The sequence below is a fragment of the Pseudomonas sp. LF020 genome (assembly GCF_053456425.1).
Genome location: NZ_JBRFIX010000005.1, coordinates 1 through 19748, shown reverse-complemented (window position 1 = coordinate 19748; position 19748 = coordinate 1). Strand labels below are relative to the sequence as shown.

Below are 19748 nucleotides of genomic sequence, written 5' to 3'. Positions count from 1 at the left end.
TCGCCTTGTCGAGACGCAGGCTATGCCGTCTGACCTTTGCACCAGGAGCGCCCGATGCCCGGATCCCCCTTGCCCCCTCAAGCCCGCTGGGCGCTGACCAGTCTGGCGCTGTCGATGTTGATGCCGTCGCTGGACACCAGCATCGCCAATGCCGGATTACCGACGTTGGCCACAGCGTTCAATGCGACGTTTCAACAGGTGCAGTGGATCGTGCTGGCGTACCTGCTGGCGGTCACCACGTTGATTGTCAGTGTCGGACGCCTAGGCGATGTGTTCGGGCGGCGTCGCCTGCTGCTGATCGGCATCGGCATTTTTACCAGTGCTTCGTTGTGCTGTGCGCTGGCTCCGGGGTTGGGCTGGTTGATCGGCGCACGCGCAGTGCAAGGTCTTGGCGCGGCGATCATGTTCGCCTTGACGGTGGCGCTGGTGGCGGATGCGGTGCCCAAGGCGCGGGCGGGCAGTGCGATGGGTTTGCTGGCGACGATGTCGGCCACCGGCACCAGCCTCGGGCCATCGTTGGGTGGTCTGCTGATCGCGCATGTCGGCTGGCCGTCGATCTTTGTCCTCAACGTGCCGCTGGGCCTGCTCAATGCGTGGCTGGTTTATCGCTATCTGCCGGCGGATCGGCCAGCGAAGTCGAGGGTCGCGTTTGATTATCTCGGCAGCGCAGTGTTGGTGATGACGCTGGCGGCCTACGCGCTGGCGATGACAGTTGATGGATTCACCCTGATGTTGTTGCTGGTCAGCCTGTGCGGCGCAGGCGTGTTTGTCGCGGTCGAGATGAACGCCAGGGCGCCGCTGATTCGTCTGTCATTGTTTGCCGACGCGCGTCTGAGCAGCAGCCTGGCGCTGACGTTGCTGGTGACGACAGTGATGATGACCACGCTGGTGGTCGGGCCGTTTTACCTGAGTCGGGGGTTGGGACTGGGCAGCACCGTGGTCGGTCTGGCGTTGTCGGTCGGCCCGCTGCTGGCGGCATGCGGCGGGGTGCCGGCCGGGCGTCTGGTGGACCGCTTCGGCGCACAGCGGGTGGTGCCGGCGGCGTTGTTCGGGTTGGCCGGTGGATGCAGTTTGTTGGCGCTGTTGCCGATGAGTTTCGGTCTGCCGGCGTATCTGCTGCCGATGGCTGTGGTTGCCAGCAGTTACGCGTTGTTCCAGGCGGCGAACAATACCGGGTTGATGGCGACGGTCAGTCAGGATCAGCGCGGCGTGGTATCGGCCTTGCTCGGGCTGGCGCGCAATCTCGGTCTGATCACCGGCGCGGCGGTCATGGGCGCGGTGTTTGCCTTCGCTACGGGCGACCCGACGCAAGCCCCGGCCGAAGTCATCGGCAGTGGCTTGCACAGCACCTTCGGGGTTGCGGCGGCGCTGATGGTCATGGCCCTGATCATCAGCTGGCGTGGGTACTCAAGATACTCGCCACCTGCTGTGGCTGGCAGTTGAGGTACGGCGAGGATTTCAGCCAGCGCTGGTCCGGGTACCAGGAGAACATGAACTGGCCGTCCTTGAGTTTGTCGATCACCTGCTTTGCCACTTGCGGGCGCACCGCCGGGCAACCCTGGCTGCGACCGATGCGGCCCTGACGCTTGCTCCACAACGGATTCACGTAGTCGGCGGCGTGGATCACGATGGCGCGGTCGCGGGCCAGGTCATTGAAGCCCGGCTCCAGACCGTCCATGCGCAGCGAATAACCGTGCGTGCCCTTGTAGCTTTCCTGGGTGCGGAACAGACCGAGGCTGGACTGGTAACTGCCTTCGCGATTGGAAAACTGGGTGGCGAAGTTTTCCCCGGAATTCGAACCATGGGCGACCAGATCGCGCAGCACCAGTTTCTGTCTGCTCAAGTCGAAGATCCACAGCCGGCGGGCGGTGGAGGGTTGCGAATAATCGATGATCGCCAGATGGCGTGAGGGTTTCGCGCCATTGTTGACCGCGCATTGCATGGCGCTCAAGGCACCTTTCAGCGCTTGGGGATTGAGTTCCGGCGCGGCGTGGGCGAGGCTGGTGAAGAGAACCGGCGATGGCTTGCCGGCGGCGAAAGCTGGGCTGCTCACGACGACGAGGGTCGCGCTGGTCAGCAGAAGTCGGCGCAAAAACGTCAACATTTATAAAGTGTCCTCACTTGCTACTTATTTGGCACTTTGGCTCCTGACTCCCAGTCATACCCGACAGACCCCGGTTTCGAGCCTGACTGTTCAGCGCACCTGATGTAAGGTTGCCGTCAATGAGACGGCCACGGATTGGAGTAAAGCAGTTGTTCAAAAAGTACGCATGCTACTTGAGCATTTGTCTGCTCGCTGCGCCGTTTGTCGCTTGTGCCGATGAGCCGTTGCCACCGTTGCAGACCCTGCCGACGCCGCCGGCGGAGATGCCGGTCGAACCGCAAAGTCCGTTGCAAGCCGTGCTGATCGGTTTGCCTCAGGCGTGCCCGGCGATTGCCGCGCACTTGAGCGGCGCCGCGCTGACGCAATTGCAGGCGTTTTATCAGCAGCAGGACTGGCTGCCGGTGTGGGCCAGCGAGTCCGGGCGTTTGCCGGCCTTGCGCGCGCAGTTGCAGCTGTTGGCCGATGATGGCCTCAATCCCAAGCGCTACCCGGTGGTGGCCAATCCGCCGCAGGACGGCGAGTTGTGCGCCGATATCGACATTACTCGCTACTACCTGCAAGCTCTGCAGGACCTGCATTACGGTCGTCTGCTGCAATCGCATTTCGAGCCGCTGTGGCATTCCGATGACACCCCGCGTGATCGTCAGGCGGAATTGCTCGCCATCGCCGTGCCCGGTCTGCACGACATCAAGGCCGCGTTCGATCTGGCGCGTCCGCGTCTGGCGCAATACCAAAGCCTGCGCCACCTCTACGCCAGCCAGCGGCTGCAAGCCTTGCCGCACTGGCAGTCGGTGGGCAACGGCCCGTTGCTGCGCCCGGCGATGGAAGACAAACGCGTGCCGGAACTGGCCCAGCGCCTGTACAACGAGGGCTATCTGACCCACGCCATCGGCACGCCCGGCAATGCCTATGAGGGTGTGCTGGTGGAAGCGGTGAAGAGCTTTCAGGCCAACCATTCGCTGCAGGCCGACGGAGTAGTCGGGCCGGGGACGATTGCCGAGCTCAACATCAGCCCGCTGACGCGCCGCGAACAATTGCGCGTCAATCTCGAACGCTTCCGCTGGCTGGCCCAGGACATGGAACCCGACGGCCTGCTGGTCAACGTCGCCGCTGCCGAGCTGACCCTGTATCAAGGAGGCAGACCGGTCTGGCAGACCCGCACCCAGGTCGGTCGCGCCGAACGGCAGACCCCGCTGCTGAAATCCCGGGTCACCCGTCTGACGCTGAACCCGACCTGGACCGTGCCGCCGACCATCTGGAAAGAAGACAAGCTGCCGGCAATCCGCAAGGATCAGACCTTCCTCAGCCGGCAGAATCTGCAGGTGCTCGACGCCCATGGCCAGCCGTTGGCCGCAGCGGATATCGACTGGGACAACCCCGGCAACATCATGCTGCGCCAGGACGCCGGGCCGCGAAATCCGCTGGGGCAACTGGTGATCCGCTTTCCCAACCCGTTCGCCGTGTACCTGCACGACACGCCGAGCAAGGCGCTGTTCGACAAGGGCCCACGGGCGTTCAGCTCCGGTTGTGTGCGGGTCGAGCACCCGATGCAACTGCGCGACCTGTTGCTGACCCCGGCGGAACGTACGCGCACCGATACTTTGCTCGCTACCGGCAGCACCCACGAATTCCGCCTGTCGGCGCCGGTGCCGATCCTGATGACCTACTGGACGGCGCAGGTCGGCAAGGATGGGCAGGTGCGTTATGCGCCGGATATCTACAGCCGCGACAGCGCACTGCTCGCCGGCCTCGACGGCGCCCACTGACCGACACCCTGTAGGAGCTGCCGCAGGCTGCGATCTTTTGATCTTGCCTTTCAAAATCAAGGTCAAAAGATCGCAGCCTGCGGCAGCTCCTACAGGGTTTGTGTGATTCCGCAAGGTTGCGCAGCGTCTAGCCCCAGTGTCCCCGCAATCCCATGGGGCGAGACTTCGGAACCCGGCATGCAAGCGCTGTTGAACGAGATTCTTGACGCTGTCCGGCCCCTGATCGGGCAGGGCAAAGTGGCTGATTACATTCCCGCCCTCGGCACTGTGCCGGCCAATCAACTGGGCATCGCCGTGTATGGCAACGACGGCGAAATGTATTGCGCCGGCGACGCCGAGACGCCGTTCTCGGTGCAGAGTATTTCCAAGGTTTTCAGCCTGGTGCAGGCGATCGAGCATTCCGGTGAGGCGATCTGGGAGCGCCTGGGGCATGAGCCGTCCGGCCAGCCGTTCAACTCGCTGGTGCAACTGGAGTTCGAACGCGGTCGCCCGCGCAATCCGTTCATCAATGCCGGGGCGCTGGTGATCTGCGACATCAATCAATCGCGTTTCGCCGCGCCGGCCCTGTCGATGCGCGACTTCGTGCGACGCCTGTCGGGCAATCCGCAGGTGATCGTCGACGGCAAGGTCGCCGAATCCGAATACCAGCATCGCGCCCGCAACGCGGCCATGGCGTACCTGATGCAATCGTTCGGCAACTTCCACAACGATGTCGAAGCGGTGCTGCGCAGCTACTTCAGCCACTGCGCATTACGCATGAACTGCATCGATCTGGCGCGGGCGTTCTGTTTCCTTGCCAACGACGGTTTCTGCAAACACAGCGGCGAACAGATCCTGACCCGGCGGCAGACCCAGCAGGTCAACTCGATCATGGCCACCAGCGGCCTGTACGACGAGGCCGGCAATTTTGCCTATCGCGTCGGCCTGCCGGGCAAGAGCGGGGTCGGCGGCGGGATCGTCGCGGTGGTGCCGGGGCAGTTCACGGTGTGCGTGTGGTCGCCGGAACTGAATGCTGCCGGCAACTCGCTGGCGGGGATGGCGGCGCTGGAGATGCTCAGTTCGCGGATTGGCTGGTCGGTGTTCTGACCCAATCTTCCAAACACTGCCAAACCCTGTGGGAGCTGGCTTGCCAGCGATAGCGGTGGTTCAGCAACATCAATGCTGGGCTTGCCGGCCTCATCGCTGGCAAGCCAGCTCCCACAGGTTTGATGGTGTTTGTAGAAGGTGTGTTTCAGCGCAGAATCCGCTACATTTTCCGGCCGCCCCTCATATGGTGAATCCGCTTCATGTCTCTTGCGCTCGAACGTCTAGTCGCTGGCACGCCGATCCCTTTCGCTGGTAACCGCGTGACCGTGGTCAGCCCCGAACTGGCGGCGCGGTTTCAGCCCGGTGACCACCTGCTGGTCGAGCAGGTGAGTGGCGAGCTGTTGCTGATTCCGGTGGTCGATCAACAAGCGGCTGCGGTGGCAATCGAGCGTGCAGCAGCGGCATTTACTGCACTTTCGGCGGTGTCCGACGAGGCCATCAGTCATTTCTTCGATCTGTTCGCACAACGCTTGGAAACCGCGGAGTGCTGGACCCTGATCGAAGCGGCGAACCTGGCCGACATCGAACGCGCCAAGGCCCGTGGTCGCTCCACCACCCGGCTGCTCGCCGACGAGCGCATGCGCCGCGACATGATCGCCGGTTTGCGCGCCTGGCGGGATGCACCGGCCACGCGCGGCAAAGTCATCAGCAGCGTCGAACACGACGGCTGGAAGGTCGAACAAGTGGTGTCGCCGCTGGGCATTGTCGCCTTCGTGTTTGAAGGTCGACCGAACGTGTTCGCAGACGCTGCGGGCGTACTGCGCACCGGCAACACTGCGGTGCTGCGCATTGGCAGCGATGCGCTGGGCACCGCGCAAGCGATCGTCACTCACGCGCTGAACCCGGCGCTGGCCGATGCCGGTCTGCCGGCGGGGGCGGTGTCGCTGGTGGAAAGCGTCAATCATGCCGCCGGTTGGGCGATGTTCGCCGACCGGCGTCTATCGCTGGCGGTGGCCCGGGGTTCGGGGCGTGCAGTTAGCCAGTTGGGCAGCATCGCCCAGCAGGCGGGCACGGCGGTCAGCCTGCATGGCACTGGTGGCGCGTGGCTGATTGCCGATCGTCACGCCGATGCCACACGTTTTGCCGCCGTGGTGCGTAATTCGCTGGATCGCAAAGTCTGCAACACCCTGAACGTTTGCCTGATTCAACGTGATCGTGCCGCCGAACTGGTGCCGCTGTTCCTCGATGCACTGCAGCAGGCGGGCAGCGCACGCGGGCAGGGCTGCAAATTGCACATCGTCGCCGGCAGCGAAAGCTGCCTGCCGGCCGAGTGGCAGAACGCAACGGTCGAGGTCTATCGCGCCGAGGGTTATCAGACCGAAGCCCTGGCTGAAGCGCTGGCGGAGTCCGAATTGGGCCGCGAGTGGGAATGGGAAGAAACCCCGGAAGTCAGCCTGATGATCGTCGACGATCTGGATCAGGCGATCGCGCTGTTCAACCGCTACAGCCCGCAGTTCACGGTGTCGTTGATCAGCGAGGATGCTGCTGCTCAGGAACGCTTTTACAACGCGGTGAATGCGCCGTTCGTGGGCAACGGGATTACCCGTTGGGTCGACGGGCAGTACGCGCTGAACAAGCCGGAGCTGGGGCTTTCGAACTGGGAGAGCGGGCGCCTGTTTGCGCGCAGTGCGATTCTTTCGGGGGATGGGGTGTTTACGGTGCGTAGTCGCATGACCCAGATCGACCTCAGCGTAAAGCGCTGATCTGAACACCAAACCTGTGGCGAGGGAGCTTGCTCCCGCTGGTCTGCGCAGCAGACCGAAAAAAGCGAGGGCCGCTCCGCGCCCCAGCGGGAGCAAGCTCCCTCGCCACAGGGTTGCACTGTTCTCCTTCACGCGGCTGCGCTGGTATTTGCTTGAATGGCACACGTCGCCGGCTGTTCGGCCAGCGGCACAAACGTACGGCGATCCGCCGCCAGCGCATCGATCGAGCCGGTCTCGATGTCATACACCCAGCCATGTAGATTCAGCAGGCCTTTCTCCTGGGCCAGGCGCACGCTCGGGTGAGTCTGAATATTCGCCAGTTGCGCGATCACGTTTTCCCGCACCATCGAACTCAATTTCGCCGCCTCGCTGGCATGGGGCCGCGCCTCGTTCACCACTTTCGCCGACTCGGCATGTTGCAGCCAGCCGCTGACGGCGGGCAGGTGATCCATGCATTTGCACTGGGCAATCGCGGTCATCGCGCCGCAATCGGAGTGCCCGCAGATCACGATGTCAGTCACACCCAGCACCGCGACTGCGTATTCCACCGTTGCCGAAACCCCGCCCGGATGCGGGCTGTAGGACGGCACGATATTGCCCGCGTTGCGGATCACGAACAGCTCGCCGGGTTCTTGCTGGGTCAGCAGTTCCGGCACCACACGGCTGTCGGAACAGGTGATGAACAGGGTTCCGGGTTGCTGGGTGGTCGCCAGGTGTTTGAACAGTTCGGTGCGTTGCGGAAAGGCTTCGTTCTGGAACTTCAGGAAACCGTCGATCAGGGCTTTCATGGGCGTGTCCTCATTGAACAAGAGAGCGGTCGGCCCGCACGCGGGGTGCGGGCCTGGCGGATCAGAACGGACGCAGCGGCAGGAACTTGCCGTCGAGGGTGACCACGGCGCGTGAGCCGCCTTCCGGGTCTTCGACTTTCTTGATATCGAGCTTGAAATTGATGGCGCTGATGATGCCGTCGCCGAACTGCTCGTGCACCAGGGCTTTGAGGGTGGTGCCGTAGATCTGGATCATTTCGTGGAAGCGGTAGATGGTCGGATCGGTCGGTACGCCGCTGAGGCTGCCGCGCAGCGGGATGATCTGCAGAGCGGCAACGGCGTCGGCGTCCAGTTCGAGTTTGTCGCCGACCACTTGCGCAGCGTCTTGCGGCAACGGGTGCTGGCCGAGCAGGGCAGCGGTGACGTAGGCCAGGCTCAGGCCAGTGCCATCGGCCAGATCCTGCCATGACAGATTCTTGCGGGCCTTGATGTCGAGGATGCGGGTGGTCAGGGCCAGGCTGGCATCGTTGTAGGCGTGGGACTGTTGCATGGTGTCACTCCTTTCAAGGTTGGCTTGCTGTCTGGGAGCCATCTTCTGCTGATTGATCCATAGCGTCCAAGACCGATATACAATGCTTCGCATAAGTCCTGCCTATAGATGGTGAGTCCAATGCTGCTGCGACATTTGCGATATCTGCTGGCCGTGGCCGATCACGGCGGCTTCACCCGGGCGGCGGAGGCGTTGCATGTGTCGCAGCCGACCCTGTCGCAACAGATGCGCCAACTGGAAGAAAGCCTCGGGGTGAATCTGTTTGATCGCACTTCACGCACCGTTAGAGCCACCGATGCCGGCGAGGCTTACATTGAGTGTGCGCGGCGCGTGCTGGTGGAACTGGAAGCGGGCAAGCGCGCGTTGCATGACGTGAAGGATCTGTCCCGTGGCAGTCTGCGCCTGGCCATGACCCCGACGTTCATGGCTTATCTGGTCGGGCCACTGGTGCGCGACTTTGCGGCGCGCCATCCGGGTATTCATCTGCAGATTTTCGAGTTGTCGATGGACGACATCGAGGCGGGGCTGGCTGACGATTCGCTGGATGTTGCGATTGCCTTTACGCCGGTGCGCAACCCGGACATCGAATGCATTCCGGCGTTTACCGAAACCCTGGGGATCATGGTCGGGCGGGAGCATCCGCTGTATGAGAGCCAGTCAGTGCTGACGGCGAGTGACCTTGCACAACTGGATTTTGCCTTGCTGGCGCCGGACTTCATCACCCGGTTATCGATCGATGAATACTTTCGTCAGCAGGGGATCACGCCACAGGTGCGGATCGAGGTGAACTCGGTTAGTACCTTGCTGGAAGTGGTGCGTCATTCGCCAATGGCGACGATGTTGCCCGAAGCGATTGCCAGCGAAGACCGGGCGTTGCGTCGCTTGAGCGTCGAGAACGAAGCGCCGCAGCGTGGGGCGGCGTTGTTGCGGCGGCGCAATAATTATCACAGCGCGGCGGCGCTGGCGTTTGTGAATCTGGTACTGCAACGCCATTGACATCTCACTGTAGGAGCTGCCGAAGGCTGCGATCTTTTGATCTTGATCTTGATCTTAAAAAACAAGATCAAAAGATCGTCCGATCGCGGCCCGAGCCTTCGGCAGCTCCTACACGGAGTTTTAGGGAGCAATAAAAAGGGCCTGCTCCTTATAGGAAGCAGGCCCTTTTATTTATTGAAGTTGTAAATCAGTAGAACCGGTCAATCACCCGAACTTCGTTCTTGTTCTGCATCGAATCCCACGCCTGTTTCAGCGTCTGCAGGACATTGCTGATGAAGTCCTTGTCGGCCGCAGCTTTCTTGCCGACATAACCGTGGCCGCGGCGGTACATCTTCAGGCGGGCCAGCAGGTTCTGGTGGCTGCGGTCGAATTCTTCTTCACCAGCGTGGGGTGACAGGCAGTCGATATGCACCTGACCCGACTTGCTGATCCAGAGAATGTGGCTGTCGTGGCTGTCTTTTTGCGCAGCGAACATACGAGCCAGTTCTTCGATAGTAGGTTGATTGTTCAGATTCATGATGTTTGCCCCTTGACCAGTCTGGTGATCTTTCAAAGTTGATTCGCTAATACAGGTAGCCCATCGGTTAGTTGATCCCTGGCACCGAAACCAGGACGTCAGCGGTCGCCCGTGTGAAGTACGGGGTCATGCATCTGTTGCATGTAGTCGTGTTGAATAACTGCTACGCAATAGCGTCACAACGAGGAGAAGCAGCGAAAACCGGGAGGCTCCTTGACGACGTTTTCAGGGTCGACCACAAGCGTCTTGAGAATTTTCGCCAGCGCTTCTCGTCCTTGTACTGGACGTTCAGGCCAGGTCAGCTTCTTCAATCTGCCTTGTGGGCAGCGTGTATCCGGAAAAAACAACTCGGCGGTCAGACGAGTTTGCTCAAGCGTGTTACCGATGTTCCCGATCGGGGAACGTCTTCATCATGCAAAAGCAAAACGGTGCCGTCAACGGTTTTGTAGTGATTATTTTTGCTCACTACATATTGTCGGACAAAGCGGTTTTGGAATGAGAAAAGATCCGTTCAGGCAACGGATGCGGGGGCGTACAGGACGTAGAAGGTGCAGGGGTAACCGTCCACGGCGCGCCGCTGACGGGTGAACGCGCCGCCAGTCAATTCGGGGATCAACCTGGCCCAGAAGCGCTGCGCAGGCAGGTTGGCGTCGATGTGGAAAATCTGCCATTGACCGGGCAGGCGGCTCAAGAGGGCAGAGACGACAAACTGCGCGACGCCTTGGCCACGAAAGCGTCGGGTGAGGAAAAAGTAGCCGATGTTGTGTTCGGCGCCGTCGATGTGGGTGTCGTCATCCACGGTCACGAAGCCGGCCAGTTCACCGTCGACGCGGATCAGGAACGGTTGGGTAGCGGGATTGCGCCAGTAATCGTCTTTCTGCTGAATGCTGAAGAAACCGTGTTCGCCGAGTTTCAGTGGTAGCCATTGGCTGAAGTCGTACATGTAGAACTGCATGAGGTTTTCGATGGTTTGCAGTTCGTCGCGGTGGGCGGGGTGCAGTTCGATGGTGGGCATGTTCAATGAACTCCAAAAGGGAGACTTAAGAACCCTGTGGCGAGGGAGCTTGCTCCCGCTGGGGCGCGAAGCGGCCCTAAAGCCTGCAATCGCGATGTTTCAGATAGACCATAGTTGCAGGTTTTGCGACTGCTGCGCAGCCGAGCGGGAGCGAGCTCCCTCGCCACAGCAGCTCAGCAGGTTTGAGTTATTTGGCGGTACGCTTGGTTGCACTGGTGGTTTTACTGCGCGTCGATTTGCGTTTCTTCTTCCACGGCGCCGCAGCCTTGCCGGCCGGTGGCGGGCCGCTGATGGTGAGGCTTAGGGCAGAACAGCGAGTGACCTGCTTGCTCATCCACGCCGCCTGTTTGGTGACGAACTCTTCCAGGCTCATCTCGCCGCTCTGCACCATGTCCAGCGCCTGTTCCCAGATGGCGGTGGTGCCGGGGTCGGCGATCGCCCGGGGCACGGCGTCGATCAGGCTGAAGGCCGCCGGAGTGGCGGCCAGTGCCTTGCCGTTCTTCACCAGATAGCCGCGATCCAGCAGACCCTGAATGATCGAGGCGCGGGTCGCTTCGGTGCCGATGCCGGTGGTGTCCTTGAGTTTCTGTTTGAGCAGCGGATCTTCCACCAGCTTGGCAACGTTCTTCATCGCCTTGATCAGATCGCCCTCGGTGTAGGGCTTAGGCGGCTGGGTCCACAGATCCTTGAGGTTCACGCCGGCTACGGCGCAGTCGATACCCTGGCTCAGCGCCGGCAGGGTTTGCGGAGCCGGCGCTTCACGGCCCTTGGCCGGGGCCAGAGCTTCGGGCAAGGCGCGCTTCCAGCCCGGTTCGATGATCTGCTTGCCGACCGCGCGCAATGCTTCACCGGCGCAATCGAAATCGGCCTGGGTGCGATCGTATTCGTGGTTGGGCAGAAATTGCGCCAGATAGCGCGCGCGAATCAGGGTGTAGACCGCCCGGTGTTTACCGCTCAAACGCTCGAGATTTTTCGCCGCCGCTGTGGGGATGATGCCGTGGTGGGCGCTGACCTTGGCGTCGTTCCACGCCCGCGAGCGGCGCTGCGGGTCGAGGTGACCGTTCAGCGCGTCAAGGCTCGGGTCGGCCTGACGCAGTGCTGCGAGTATCCCCGGTGCCTCGCTGTGCTGGCTCAGCGGCAGGAAACCGCAATCGCTACGCGGGTAGGTGATGACCTTGTAGGTTTCGTAGAGGGCCTGGGCGATGTCGAGGGTTTCCTGGGCGCCGAGACCGAGTTTCTTCGAGCAGACTTCCTGCAGGGTGCCCAGATCGAAGGGCAGCGGTGCCACTTCACGCATGCGTTCGGTGCGCAGTTTGACCACCCGCGCACTGGCGGCGCTGTTCAGAGCGGCGGCTGCCTGCTGGGCCAGTGCCTGATTCAGGCAGCGATCCTGATCGTCGCAAACGTCCGAGGGCGCACGCCATTGCGCAGTGAACGGCGTGCCGTCGTGCAGCAGTTGCACATCGATCGCCCAATACGGCACCGGCACGAAATCGGCGATGCTGCGGTCACGATCCACCACCAGCCGCAAGGTCGGCGTCTGCACCCGACCAACCGGCAGCACGCCCTGATAGCCGGACTGCCGGCCCAGCAAGGTGAACAGGCGACTCATGTTCATGCCGATCAGCCAGTCGGCCCGCGAGCGCCCCAGCGCCGAGTGATACAGGCTGAAGGTTTCCGCCCCCGGCTTCAGCGCGGCCAAAGCCTTGCGAATCGACGCTTCGTCCAGCGCCGACAGCCACAAGCGGCGGATCGGTCCGCGATAGCGGCAGTGCTCGACCAGTTCCCGGGCAATCATCTCGCCCTCACGGTCGGCGTCGGTGGCGATGATCAGTTCGCTGGCCTCGCCGAGCAGGCGCTTGACCGCTTTGTACTGGCTGGCGGTGCGCGGCTTGACGGTCATTTTCCATTTGTCGGGAATGATCGGCAGATCCGCCAGCACCCAGCGCTTGTAGCGCGCGTCGTAGGCATCCGGTGGTGCGGTTTCCAGCAGATGGCCAATGCACCAGGTCACCGTGACGTCCGTTCCCAGCCAACAGCCGTCGCCCCGACGCCTGGCGCCGAGCACGGCCGCAATGTCTTTGGCCTGGGAAGGTTTTTCACAGAGGTACAGCCGCATAACCACCGTCGTCGATCAGTTCACTGGAGGTGCACAGAATGGCCGCAGTTGGCGCCCTGAGCAACTTTTATCTGTATGGATATACAGATCAAAACATTGCCGGGAATGACCGGAATTACCGGGACGTCGCGCGTGGCTATCGAGAAATCGATTGGCAGGGCAGTTGACGCTCGTGTCAGGTTCACCGGGCTTCTTAGAAACGCGAGTGAGCGGACGATCTCGCCAGTGGATCGCCGTTCCCGACGCGTACTGCCAACTCTGAAACAAGGAAGTCCCACCATGGCTCAAGCCAAAGCGAAAACCAGCAGCGCCTATGACGAAGTGAACGCCTTCAGCCATCTGTATGACCGTGGCGTCGGCCTGGTGAACGGCAAACCGTCGTTCACCGCCGACCAGGCAGCCGACGAAATCCTGCGCAAAAACCTGTCGTGGCACGACAAGAACGGCGACGGCAAAATCTCCCTGACCTACACCTTCCTCACCGAGAAACCGGCGAACTACAACCCGAACCTCGGCAACTTCAGCCAGTTCAGCGCGCAGCAAAAGGCTCAAGCCGTGCTGGCCATGCAATCCTGGGCCGACGTGGCCAAGGTGACCTTCACCGAAGGCAATGGCGGCGACGGCCACATGACCTTCGGCAACTACGACGTCAGCACCGGCGGCGCGGCGTTCGCTTACCTGCCGAGCGGCGGCAGCTATGACGGTCAGTCGTGGTACCTGATCAACAATCAATATCAGGTCAATAAGACCCCGGACACCAACAACTACGGGCGTCAGACCCTGACCCACGAAATCGGCCATACCCTCGGCCTGTCGCACCCGGGCGCCTACAACGCCGGCAACGGCAGCCCGACCTACAACGACGCCAAGTACGCCGAAGACACCCGTGGCTACAGCCTGATGAGCTACTGGAGCGAAGCCAATACCGACCAGAACTTCAGCAAGGACGGCAGCGGCGCCTATGCCTCCGCACCGTTGCTCGACGATATCGTTGCGGTGCAGAAACTCTACGGCGCCAACTATGCAACCCGCGCCGATGACACCACCTACGGTTTCGGCTCCAACGCCGGCCGCGATTTCTACAGCGCGACATCGGCGGCGTCGAAAGTTGTGTTCTCAGTGTGGGACGGTGGCGGTAACGATACGCTGAACTTCTCCGGCTTCACCCAGAACCAGAAGATCAACCTCAATGAGGGGGCGTTCTCTGACGTTGGCGGGCTGGTCGGTAACGTGTCGATTGCCTATGGCGTGACCGTGGAGAACGCGGTTGGCGGTTCGGGCAATGACCTGCTGATCGGCAACTCGGCGGTCAACGTTCTGCATGGCGGTGCCGGCAACGACATTCTCTACGGTGGCGGCGGCGGTGATACGTTGTGGGGCGGTGAGGGCGCAGACACCTTTGTGTTCGGCGCAGCCAGCGATTCGACCGACAATCAGCCGGACTGGATCATGGATTTCAAAAGCGGCCTGGACAAGATCGACCTCTCGGGCATCGCCGGTTTCGCCACGGGTGCGGCCACGCTGAACTTCGTCAGCAGTTTCACCGGCCATGCGGGCGATGCGATCCTGACTTATTACGCGCAGAGTGGTCAGACCGGGCTGCTGATTGATCTGACGGGGCAGGGTGAGGTTGACTTTGCCGTCGGTGTGGTGGGGCAGGCGCTGGCGACTGATATCGTGGTTTGATGTGAAATGACAGGGCCAACCTGACGCTTGTGGCGAGGGAGCTCGCTCCCGCTCGGCGGCGAAGCCGTCGCAAAACCTGAAATCGCGTTATACCTGATGCAGCGCGATTTCCGGATTTGGGTCTGCTATGCAGACCAGCGGGACGGTGCGACGATTCGACAAGCGCCCTCGCCACAGTTCATTTGTCCCTGGAGAAACCCCATGAGCACCACCGGCCTCAACCCCGTCATCACCCTCGAAGAACTCCCCGGTTGCCTGCTGGTGAAATTCCACGGCATCCAGGTCGCGGCGTCCTCGCATGTGCTGGTGCTCCATGAGGCCAACTACCCGCCGGTGTACTACGTGCCCCGCGAGGACATCGACGAGAAATACTTCGCCCGCACCGACCACACCAGTTATTGCCCGTACAAGGGCGATGCCAATTACTTCAGCCTGCAAGTGCCGGGGCATGAGGGGGCGAATGCGGTGTGGACTTACGAGAAACCGAAGATCTCGGTCGAGCAGATCAAGGACTATGTGGCGTTTTATCCGGATCAGGTGAAGTTTGAAGTGATCAAGGCGGATGCCTGACACGCAAGTCTGTGACCGAGTAAATCACCTGTGGCGAGGGAGCTCGCTCCCGCTGGGTTGCGAAGCGACCCTAAACACAGTGCATCAGGTACACCACGGTTACAGGGTTTGCGACTGCTTCGCAGCCGAGCGGGAGCAAGCTCCCTCGCCACAGGTAAGCTGAGTTGATCTGGAATCAGTTCTTGTCCAGATCGATATTCTTCGTCTCACGCAGACAAATCATCCCTACCACCAGGCTCACCCCGGTAATCAGCACCGGGTACCACAGCCCATAGAAAATATCCCCGGTGTACACCACCAGCGCGAACGACACCGTTGGCAGGAAACCGCCGAACCAGCCGTTGCCGATGTGATACGGCAGCGACATCGAGGTGTAGCGGATGCGCGTCGGAAACAGTTCGACCATCAGCGCCGCCAGTGGGCCGTAGCACATGGCCGAGATGATGATCAGCGCGACGATCAGGGCGACGATCATCGGTTTGTTGATCTGTTGCAGGTCGGCCTGTTGCGGGTAGCCGGCGAGGGTGACGGCGCCGCGCAGGGCGGCTTCATCGTAGCCGTCGATCTTCACGTCGCCGATGCTCACCTGCACGCCACTGCCGGCCGGGGCGGCGGCGCTGGAGTAGGGCAGGCCCTGTTTGACCAGGAAGGTTTTGACCTTGTCGCACGGGCTGTCGAATTTGGCCTTGCCCACCGGGTCGAACTGGAAGGTGCAGGTGGCCGGATCGGCCAGCACGGTGATCGGTGCCTGACGGCTGGCCTGATCGATTGCCGGGTTGGCGTAATGCGCCAGGGATTTGAAGATCGGGAAGTACAGCGCAGTGGCCAGCAGCAGGCCGAGCATCAGCACCGGTTTGCGCCCGACCTTGTCCGACAGCCAGCCGAAAATGATGAAAAACGGCGCACCGATCACCACGCTGATGATCAGCAGGCTGTTGGCCACCGCCGGGTCCATTTTCAGGAACTGGGTGAGGAAGAACAGCACGTAGAACTGCGCCGCGTAGAAAGTCACCGCTTGCCCGGCGTTGATGCTGAACAGCGCGATCAGCACAACCTTGAGGTTCTCCCATTTGCCGAAGGATTCGCGGATCGGCGCTTTCGAGGCTTTGCCTTCCTCTTTCATTTTCAGATACGCCGGCGACTCGTGCAGGCTCAGGCGGATCCAGGTGGAAATGCCCAGCAGCACGATCGACAGCAGGAACGGAATGCGCCAGCCCCAGACTTCAAACTGATCGCCAGTGAAGTAGCGGCAACCCAGCACCACCAGCAGCGACAGCAGCAGGCCGAGGGTCGCGGTGGACTGAATCCAGCTGGTGTGGAAACCGCGTTTGCCGATCGGCGCGTGTTCCGCCACATAAGTCGCGGCGCCGCCGTATTCACCGCCCAGCGCAAGGCCCTGGAGCATGCGCAGCACCACCAGAATGATCGGTGCGGCAATGCCGATGCTGGCGTAGGTCGGCAGCAGGCCGACGCAGAAGGTGGCGATGCCCATCAGGATGATGGTCGCGAGGAAGGTGTATTTGCGTCCGATCATGTCCCCCAACCGACCGAACACCAACGCCCCGAACGGGCGCACGATAAACCCGGCGGCGAAGGCCATCAGCGCGAAGATGAACGCCGTGGTGTCGTTGACCCCGGCGAAAAACTGCTTGCTGATCACCGCCGCGAGGGCGCCGTAGAGGAAAAAGTCATACCACTCGAACACCGTCCCCAGGGACGAGGCGAAGATGACTTTCTGCGTGGCATTGCTGGTGCTGGCGCCGCGCGCGGCGTCCAGCGGCTGAGCGTGTTCTGACATGTCGGTATCCCTCACAGTGATTGTTTTTGTTGTTCCACTGGTGTTGCGCGCTGCCTTGAACGAATTACACGGTCCCCTGTAGGAGCTGCCGAAGGCTGCGATCTTTTGATCTTGTTCCTGATCTGAAAAAGCCAAAGGCAAAAGATCGCAGCCTGCGGCAGCTCCTACAGGGTTTGGGCCAGTTCTGGGGTTGCTGTGCAGGTCCTGGTCGGTGGGTTGAGGATCATCTGCGCCGCCTTCTCGGCAATCATCAGCGTAGGCGAACAGGTGTTGCCCGAGGTGATGCGCGGCATGATCGAGGCGTCGGCGATGCGCAGGCCGGGCACGCCATGCACGCGCAGTTGCGCATCGACCACCGCTTCAGCGTCATTGCCCATGCGACAGGTGCCGACCGGATGGAAAATCGTTGTACCGATACGCGCCGCGGCTTCGTGCAGTTGCTCCTCGCTTTGCAGGCTGTCGCCGGGCAGATACTCCACCGGTTTGAACGCTTGCAGGGCCGGGGCGCTGACGATGCGTCGGGTCAGGCGAATCGCATCGGCAGCCACGCGCAAATCCTCGGGATGGCTGAGGTAATTCGGTTGAATCAGCGGTGCGTCCTGCGGGTCCGCCGAACGGATGTCGATGCGGCCACGGCTCTGCGGACGCAAATCACACACCGACGCGGTGAACGCCGGAAAGCTGTGCAGCGGCTCGCCAAAACGCTCCAGCGACAGCGGCTGCACGTGATACTCAAGGTTCGCCGAGGTCTGCTCCGGCCCGGATCGGGCAAACGCTCCGAGCTGACTCGGCGCCATCGACAACGGCCCACTGCGGTCATACAGATAGCGCAAGCCCATGCCCATCTTGCCCCACACGCTGCCAGCGATCTGATTGAGTGTGCGGGCGTTCTGCAGTTTGTAGATCAGCCGTAATTGCAGGTGATCCTGCAGATTGCCGCCAACCCCCGGCAGCTCATGAATCACCCCGATGCCGAGGCGTTCCAGCAACGGACGCGGGCCGATCCCGGAACGCTGCAGAATGCTCGGCGAACCCACGGCGCCGGCGCAGAGGATGATTTCCTTGCGCGCCTTGAAGCTTTTCACCTGACCTTCGTGACGTGCGCTGACCTTCGATGCGCGACCGTTTTCCAGCAGCACCCGATCCACTTCAACCCCGGTCAGCACCGTCAGATTGGCCCGCTCGCGAACCGGTTTGAGAAACGCCTTGGCCGCGTTCCAGCGCACCCCGGCCTTCTGGTTGACCTGAAAGTAGCCGCAACCCTCGTTGTCGCCCCGATTGAAGTCGTCGATGCTGGCGATGCCGCTCTGCTCGGCGGCGCTGCGAAACGCGTCGAGAATCGGCCACGACAGGCGCTGTTGCTCGACCCGCCATTCACCCTTGGCACCGTGAAATTCAGCGGCGCCGGCAAAATGGTTTTCGCTTTGTTTGAACAGTGGAAGCACGTCGTTCCAGGCCCAGCCCGGATTGCCCTCGGCGGCCCAGCCGTCATAGTCGCCGGCCTGACCGCGCATGTAGATCATGCCGTTGATCGAGGAGCAGCCACCGAGCACTTTGCCGCGTGGGTAGCTCAGGCTGCGACCTTGCAGGCCGGGTTGCGCTTCAGTCTTGAAGCACCAGTCGGTGCGCGGGTTGCCGATGCAGAACAGGTAACCCACGGGGATGTGAATCCATGCGTAGTTGTCGCGCCCGCCGGCTTCGAGCAGCAACACCCGCTGCTGTTTATCCGCCGACAGTCGATTGGCCAGCAGGCACCCGGCGGGGCCGGCGCCGACCACGATGTAGTCGTATTCTTCAAGGGAAGTCTGCATTCCCTGACCTCGCTTTTTGTTTTTATTGTCGGACACTCTAGTTGTTAGCTTTCGTTAAAAGAATGTTAGTTTTTGCGCAGCCGCTGTGCGTTTTCAAACAGCCTGGATTGACGATAGCTGACAAGGACACCCCATGTTCGACTGGAACGACCTGCGGTTCTTTCTGGAGTTGCAACGCAGCGGCCGCTTGCTCACCGCCGCTCGGCGCTTGAACACCACCCACGCCACAGTGGCCCGGCACATCGAGGCCATCGAAAAAAGCCTCGGCACCGCGCTGTTCGTCCAGCACGCCCAAGGCTATGAAATGACCCCGGCAGGCGAGGCGCTGCTCAAGCACGCCGAAGCCATGGAGAACGTCGCGCTGCTGGCCCAGGAAGAAATCACCCAGTCCACCGCGCCGCTGGGCAAGATCCGCGTCGGTGTCACCGAAGGGCTGGGCATCAAGTTTCTTGCCAGCCGCATGATCGGCCTGTTCGAACGTTATCCGGGGCTGGAAGTGGAACTGGTCGCCGTGCCGCGCTTCGTCAGCATCCTCAACCGCGAGGCGGAAATCAGCATTCATCTGGAGCGCCCGGCCGCCGACATGCTGGTCACGCGCAAGCTCACCGACTATCGGTTGGCGCTCTATGCCAGCCAACGCTACCTCGACAACGCACCGCCGTTGCGCAGCCGCGAAGACCTCGGGCGGCATGCGTGGATCGGTTATGTCGATGATCTGCTGTTCAGTCAGGAACTGATGTTCCTCAACAGCTTCTGCCGCAGCCCGCGCGTGGTGTTCCATAGCACCAGCGTCATCGCCCAGCAGGAAGCGGCGCGCTCGGGATTGGGCATTGCGGTGTTGCCTTGCTACATGGCCGCGTCGGATCCGGATCTGGTGGCGTTGTTGCCGGATGACAGCATCGAGCGCAGCTACTGGATCAGTACCCGGCGCGAGCTGCACAAGTCGGTGCGGCTGCGGGTGGTCTGGGATTATGTCGTCGGCCTGTGCGAGGCGGAGCAGGGCCTGTTGCGCGGATAGTCATGCCCCGCACAAATCCCCCTGTGGGAGCCAGCCTGCTGGCGAAGGCGGTATGTCTGTGACATAGGAATCGACTGACATTACGCGGATAGTTCTGCTTGCATAAAACCCTGTGGGAGATTCTATGTTGCTCAGCAACCCTAGAATCTCAAACTGATCGGTATTCGCCCTGATTCTTCATCAGGGCGAATGCCACTCGGCAGAGCTTGCGAGCAAGAGCTACCAATGCCTGTGTTTTCGAG

16 protein-coding genes are annotated in these 19748 nt (G+C 61.6%); 8 read left to right on the top strand and 8 right to left on the bottom strand.

All coding sequences use genetic code 11. From position 1 onward, the window contains the following. Positions 1–54: 54 nt before the first annotated feature. Complete coding sequence (locus ACU680_RS13345; RefSeq protein WP_448179670.1) at positions 55–1443, top strand: MFS transporter; 1389 nt, start codon at positions 55–57, stop codon at positions 1441–1443. Here ACU680_RS13345 and ACU680_RS13340 read toward each other — a convergent pair. Then, positions 1391–2104 carry a murein L,D-transpeptidase catalytic domain family protein gene (locus ACU680_RS13340; protein WP_448179669.1) on the bottom strand — a complete coding sequence of 238 codons (714 nt, stop codon included), beginning with the start codon at positions 2102–2104 and terminating at the stop codon, positions 1391–1393. The two genes, ACU680_RS13345 and ACU680_RS13340, sit on opposite strands and share 53 nt — an antisense overlap. A gap of 149 nt (positions 2105–2253) precedes the next feature. Here ACU680_RS13340 and ACU680_RS13335 point away from each other — a divergent pair, with 149 nt between their 5' ends. The 3 genes from ACU680_RS13335 to ACU680_RS13325 all read left to right on the top strand — a co-directional run bounded on the left by ACU680_RS13335 (position 2254) and on the right by ACU680_RS13325 (position 6659). After that, positions 2254–3870 carry a L,D-transpeptidase family protein gene (locus tag ACU680_RS13335; RefSeq protein WP_448179668.1) on the top strand — a complete coding sequence of 539 codons (1617 nt, stop codon included), beginning with the start codon at positions 2254–2256 and terminating at the stop codon, positions 3868–3870. A gap of 177 nt (positions 3871–4047) precedes the next feature. Beyond that, positions 4048–4956, top strand: a complete 909-nt coding sequence (glsB, locus tag ACU680_RS13330; RefSeq protein WP_003226050.1) for a glutaminase B — start codon at positions 4048–4050, stop codon at positions 4954–4956. 200 nt (positions 4957–5156) lie between these two features. Then, complete coding sequence (locus tag ACU680_RS13325; RefSeq protein WP_448179667.1) at positions 5157–6659, top strand: aldehyde dehydrogenase family protein; 1503 nt, start codon at positions 5157–5159, stop codon at positions 6657–6659. Positions 6660–6787: 128 nt separating this feature from the next. Here ACU680_RS13325 and ACU680_RS13320 read toward each other — a convergent pair whose 3' ends face one another. Together ACU680_RS13320 and cynS are read right to left on the bottom strand one after the other, a co-directional pair. Beyond that, on the bottom strand, positions 6788–7447 hold the full coding sequence (locus ACU680_RS13320; RefSeq protein ID WP_448179666.1) for a carbonic anhydrase: 660 nt from the start codon (positions 7445–7447) through the stop codon (positions 6788–6790). A gap of 61 nt (positions 7448–7508) precedes the next feature. Beyond that, positions 7509–7976 (bottom strand): cyanase, encoded by a 468-nt coding sequence (gene cynS, locus ACU680_RS13315; RefSeq protein WP_097090280.1) that lies wholly within the window; start codon positions 7974–7976, stop codon positions 7509–7511. A gap of 120 nt (positions 7977–8096) precedes the next feature. Here cynS and cynR point away from each other — a divergent pair, with 120 nt between their 5' ends. Next, positions 8097–8972 (top strand): transcriptional regulator CynR, encoded by an 876-nt coding sequence (cynR, locus tag ACU680_RS13310; RefSeq protein ID WP_448179665.1) that lies wholly within the window; start codon positions 8097–8099, stop codon positions 8970–8972. A 187-nt stretch (positions 8973–9159) separates the two neighbouring features. Here cynR and ACU680_RS13305 read toward each other — a convergent pair whose 3' ends face one another. The 3 genes from ACU680_RS13305 to ACU680_RS13295 form a co-directional block, all read right to left on the bottom strand. Beyond that, positions 9160–9489 (bottom strand): hypothetical protein, encoded by a 330-nt coding sequence (locus tag ACU680_RS13305; protein ID WP_448179664.1) that lies wholly within the window; start codon positions 9487–9489, stop codon positions 9160–9162. A gap of 511 nt (positions 9490–10000) precedes the next feature. Further along, positions 10001–10504 (bottom strand): GNAT family N-acetyltransferase, encoded by a 504-nt coding sequence (locus ACU680_RS13300; RefSeq protein WP_448179663.1) that lies wholly within the window; start codon positions 10502–10504, stop codon positions 10001–10003. A gap of 187 nt (positions 10505–10691) precedes the next feature. Further along, complete coding sequence (locus tag ACU680_RS13295; protein WP_448179662.1) at positions 10692–12623, bottom strand: DNA topoisomerase III; 1932 nt, start codon at positions 12621–12623, stop codon at positions 10692–10694. A 279-nt stretch (positions 12624–12902) separates the two neighbouring features. On the opposite strand from ACU680_RS13295, the gene ACU680_RS13290 reads away from it, so the two are divergent. Together ACU680_RS13290 and ACU680_RS13285 are read left to right on the top strand one after the other, a co-directional pair. After that, the gene (locus ACU680_RS13290) at positions 12903–14309 is read left to right on the top strand and encodes a serralysin family metalloprotease (RefSeq protein ID WP_448179661.1); all 1407 of its coding nucleotides are present in this window, start codon (positions 12903–12905) and stop codon (positions 14307–14309) included. Positions 14310–14510: 201 nt separating this feature from the next. Then, complete coding sequence (locus tag ACU680_RS13285; protein ID WP_448179660.1) at positions 14511–14879, top strand: DUF427 domain-containing protein; 369 nt, start codon at positions 14511–14513, stop codon at positions 14877–14879. Positions 14880–15054: 175 nt separating this feature from the next. Here the strand turns inward: ACU680_RS13285 and ACU680_RS13280 are convergent, their stop codons facing one another. After that, positions 15055–16677 carry an MFS transporter gene (locus tag ACU680_RS13280; protein ID WP_448179659.1) on the bottom strand — a complete coding sequence of 541 codons (1623 nt, stop codon included), beginning with the start codon at positions 16675–16677 and terminating at the stop codon, positions 15055–15057. A gap of 164 nt (positions 16678–16841) precedes the next feature. After that, positions 16842–18488 (bottom strand): GMC family oxidoreductase, encoded by a 1647-nt coding sequence (locus tag ACU680_RS13275; RefSeq protein ID WP_448179658.1) that lies wholly within the window; start codon positions 18486–18488, stop codon positions 16842–16844. 133 nt (positions 18489–18621) lie between these two features. Between ACU680_RS13275 and ACU680_RS13270 the strand changes: the two genes are divergently transcribed. Then, on the top strand, positions 18622–19506 hold the full coding sequence (locus ACU680_RS13270) for a LysR family transcriptional regulator (protein WP_007966865.1): 885 nt from the start codon (positions 18622–18624) through the stop codon (positions 19504–19506). Positions 19507–19748 lie beyond the last annotated feature (242 nt).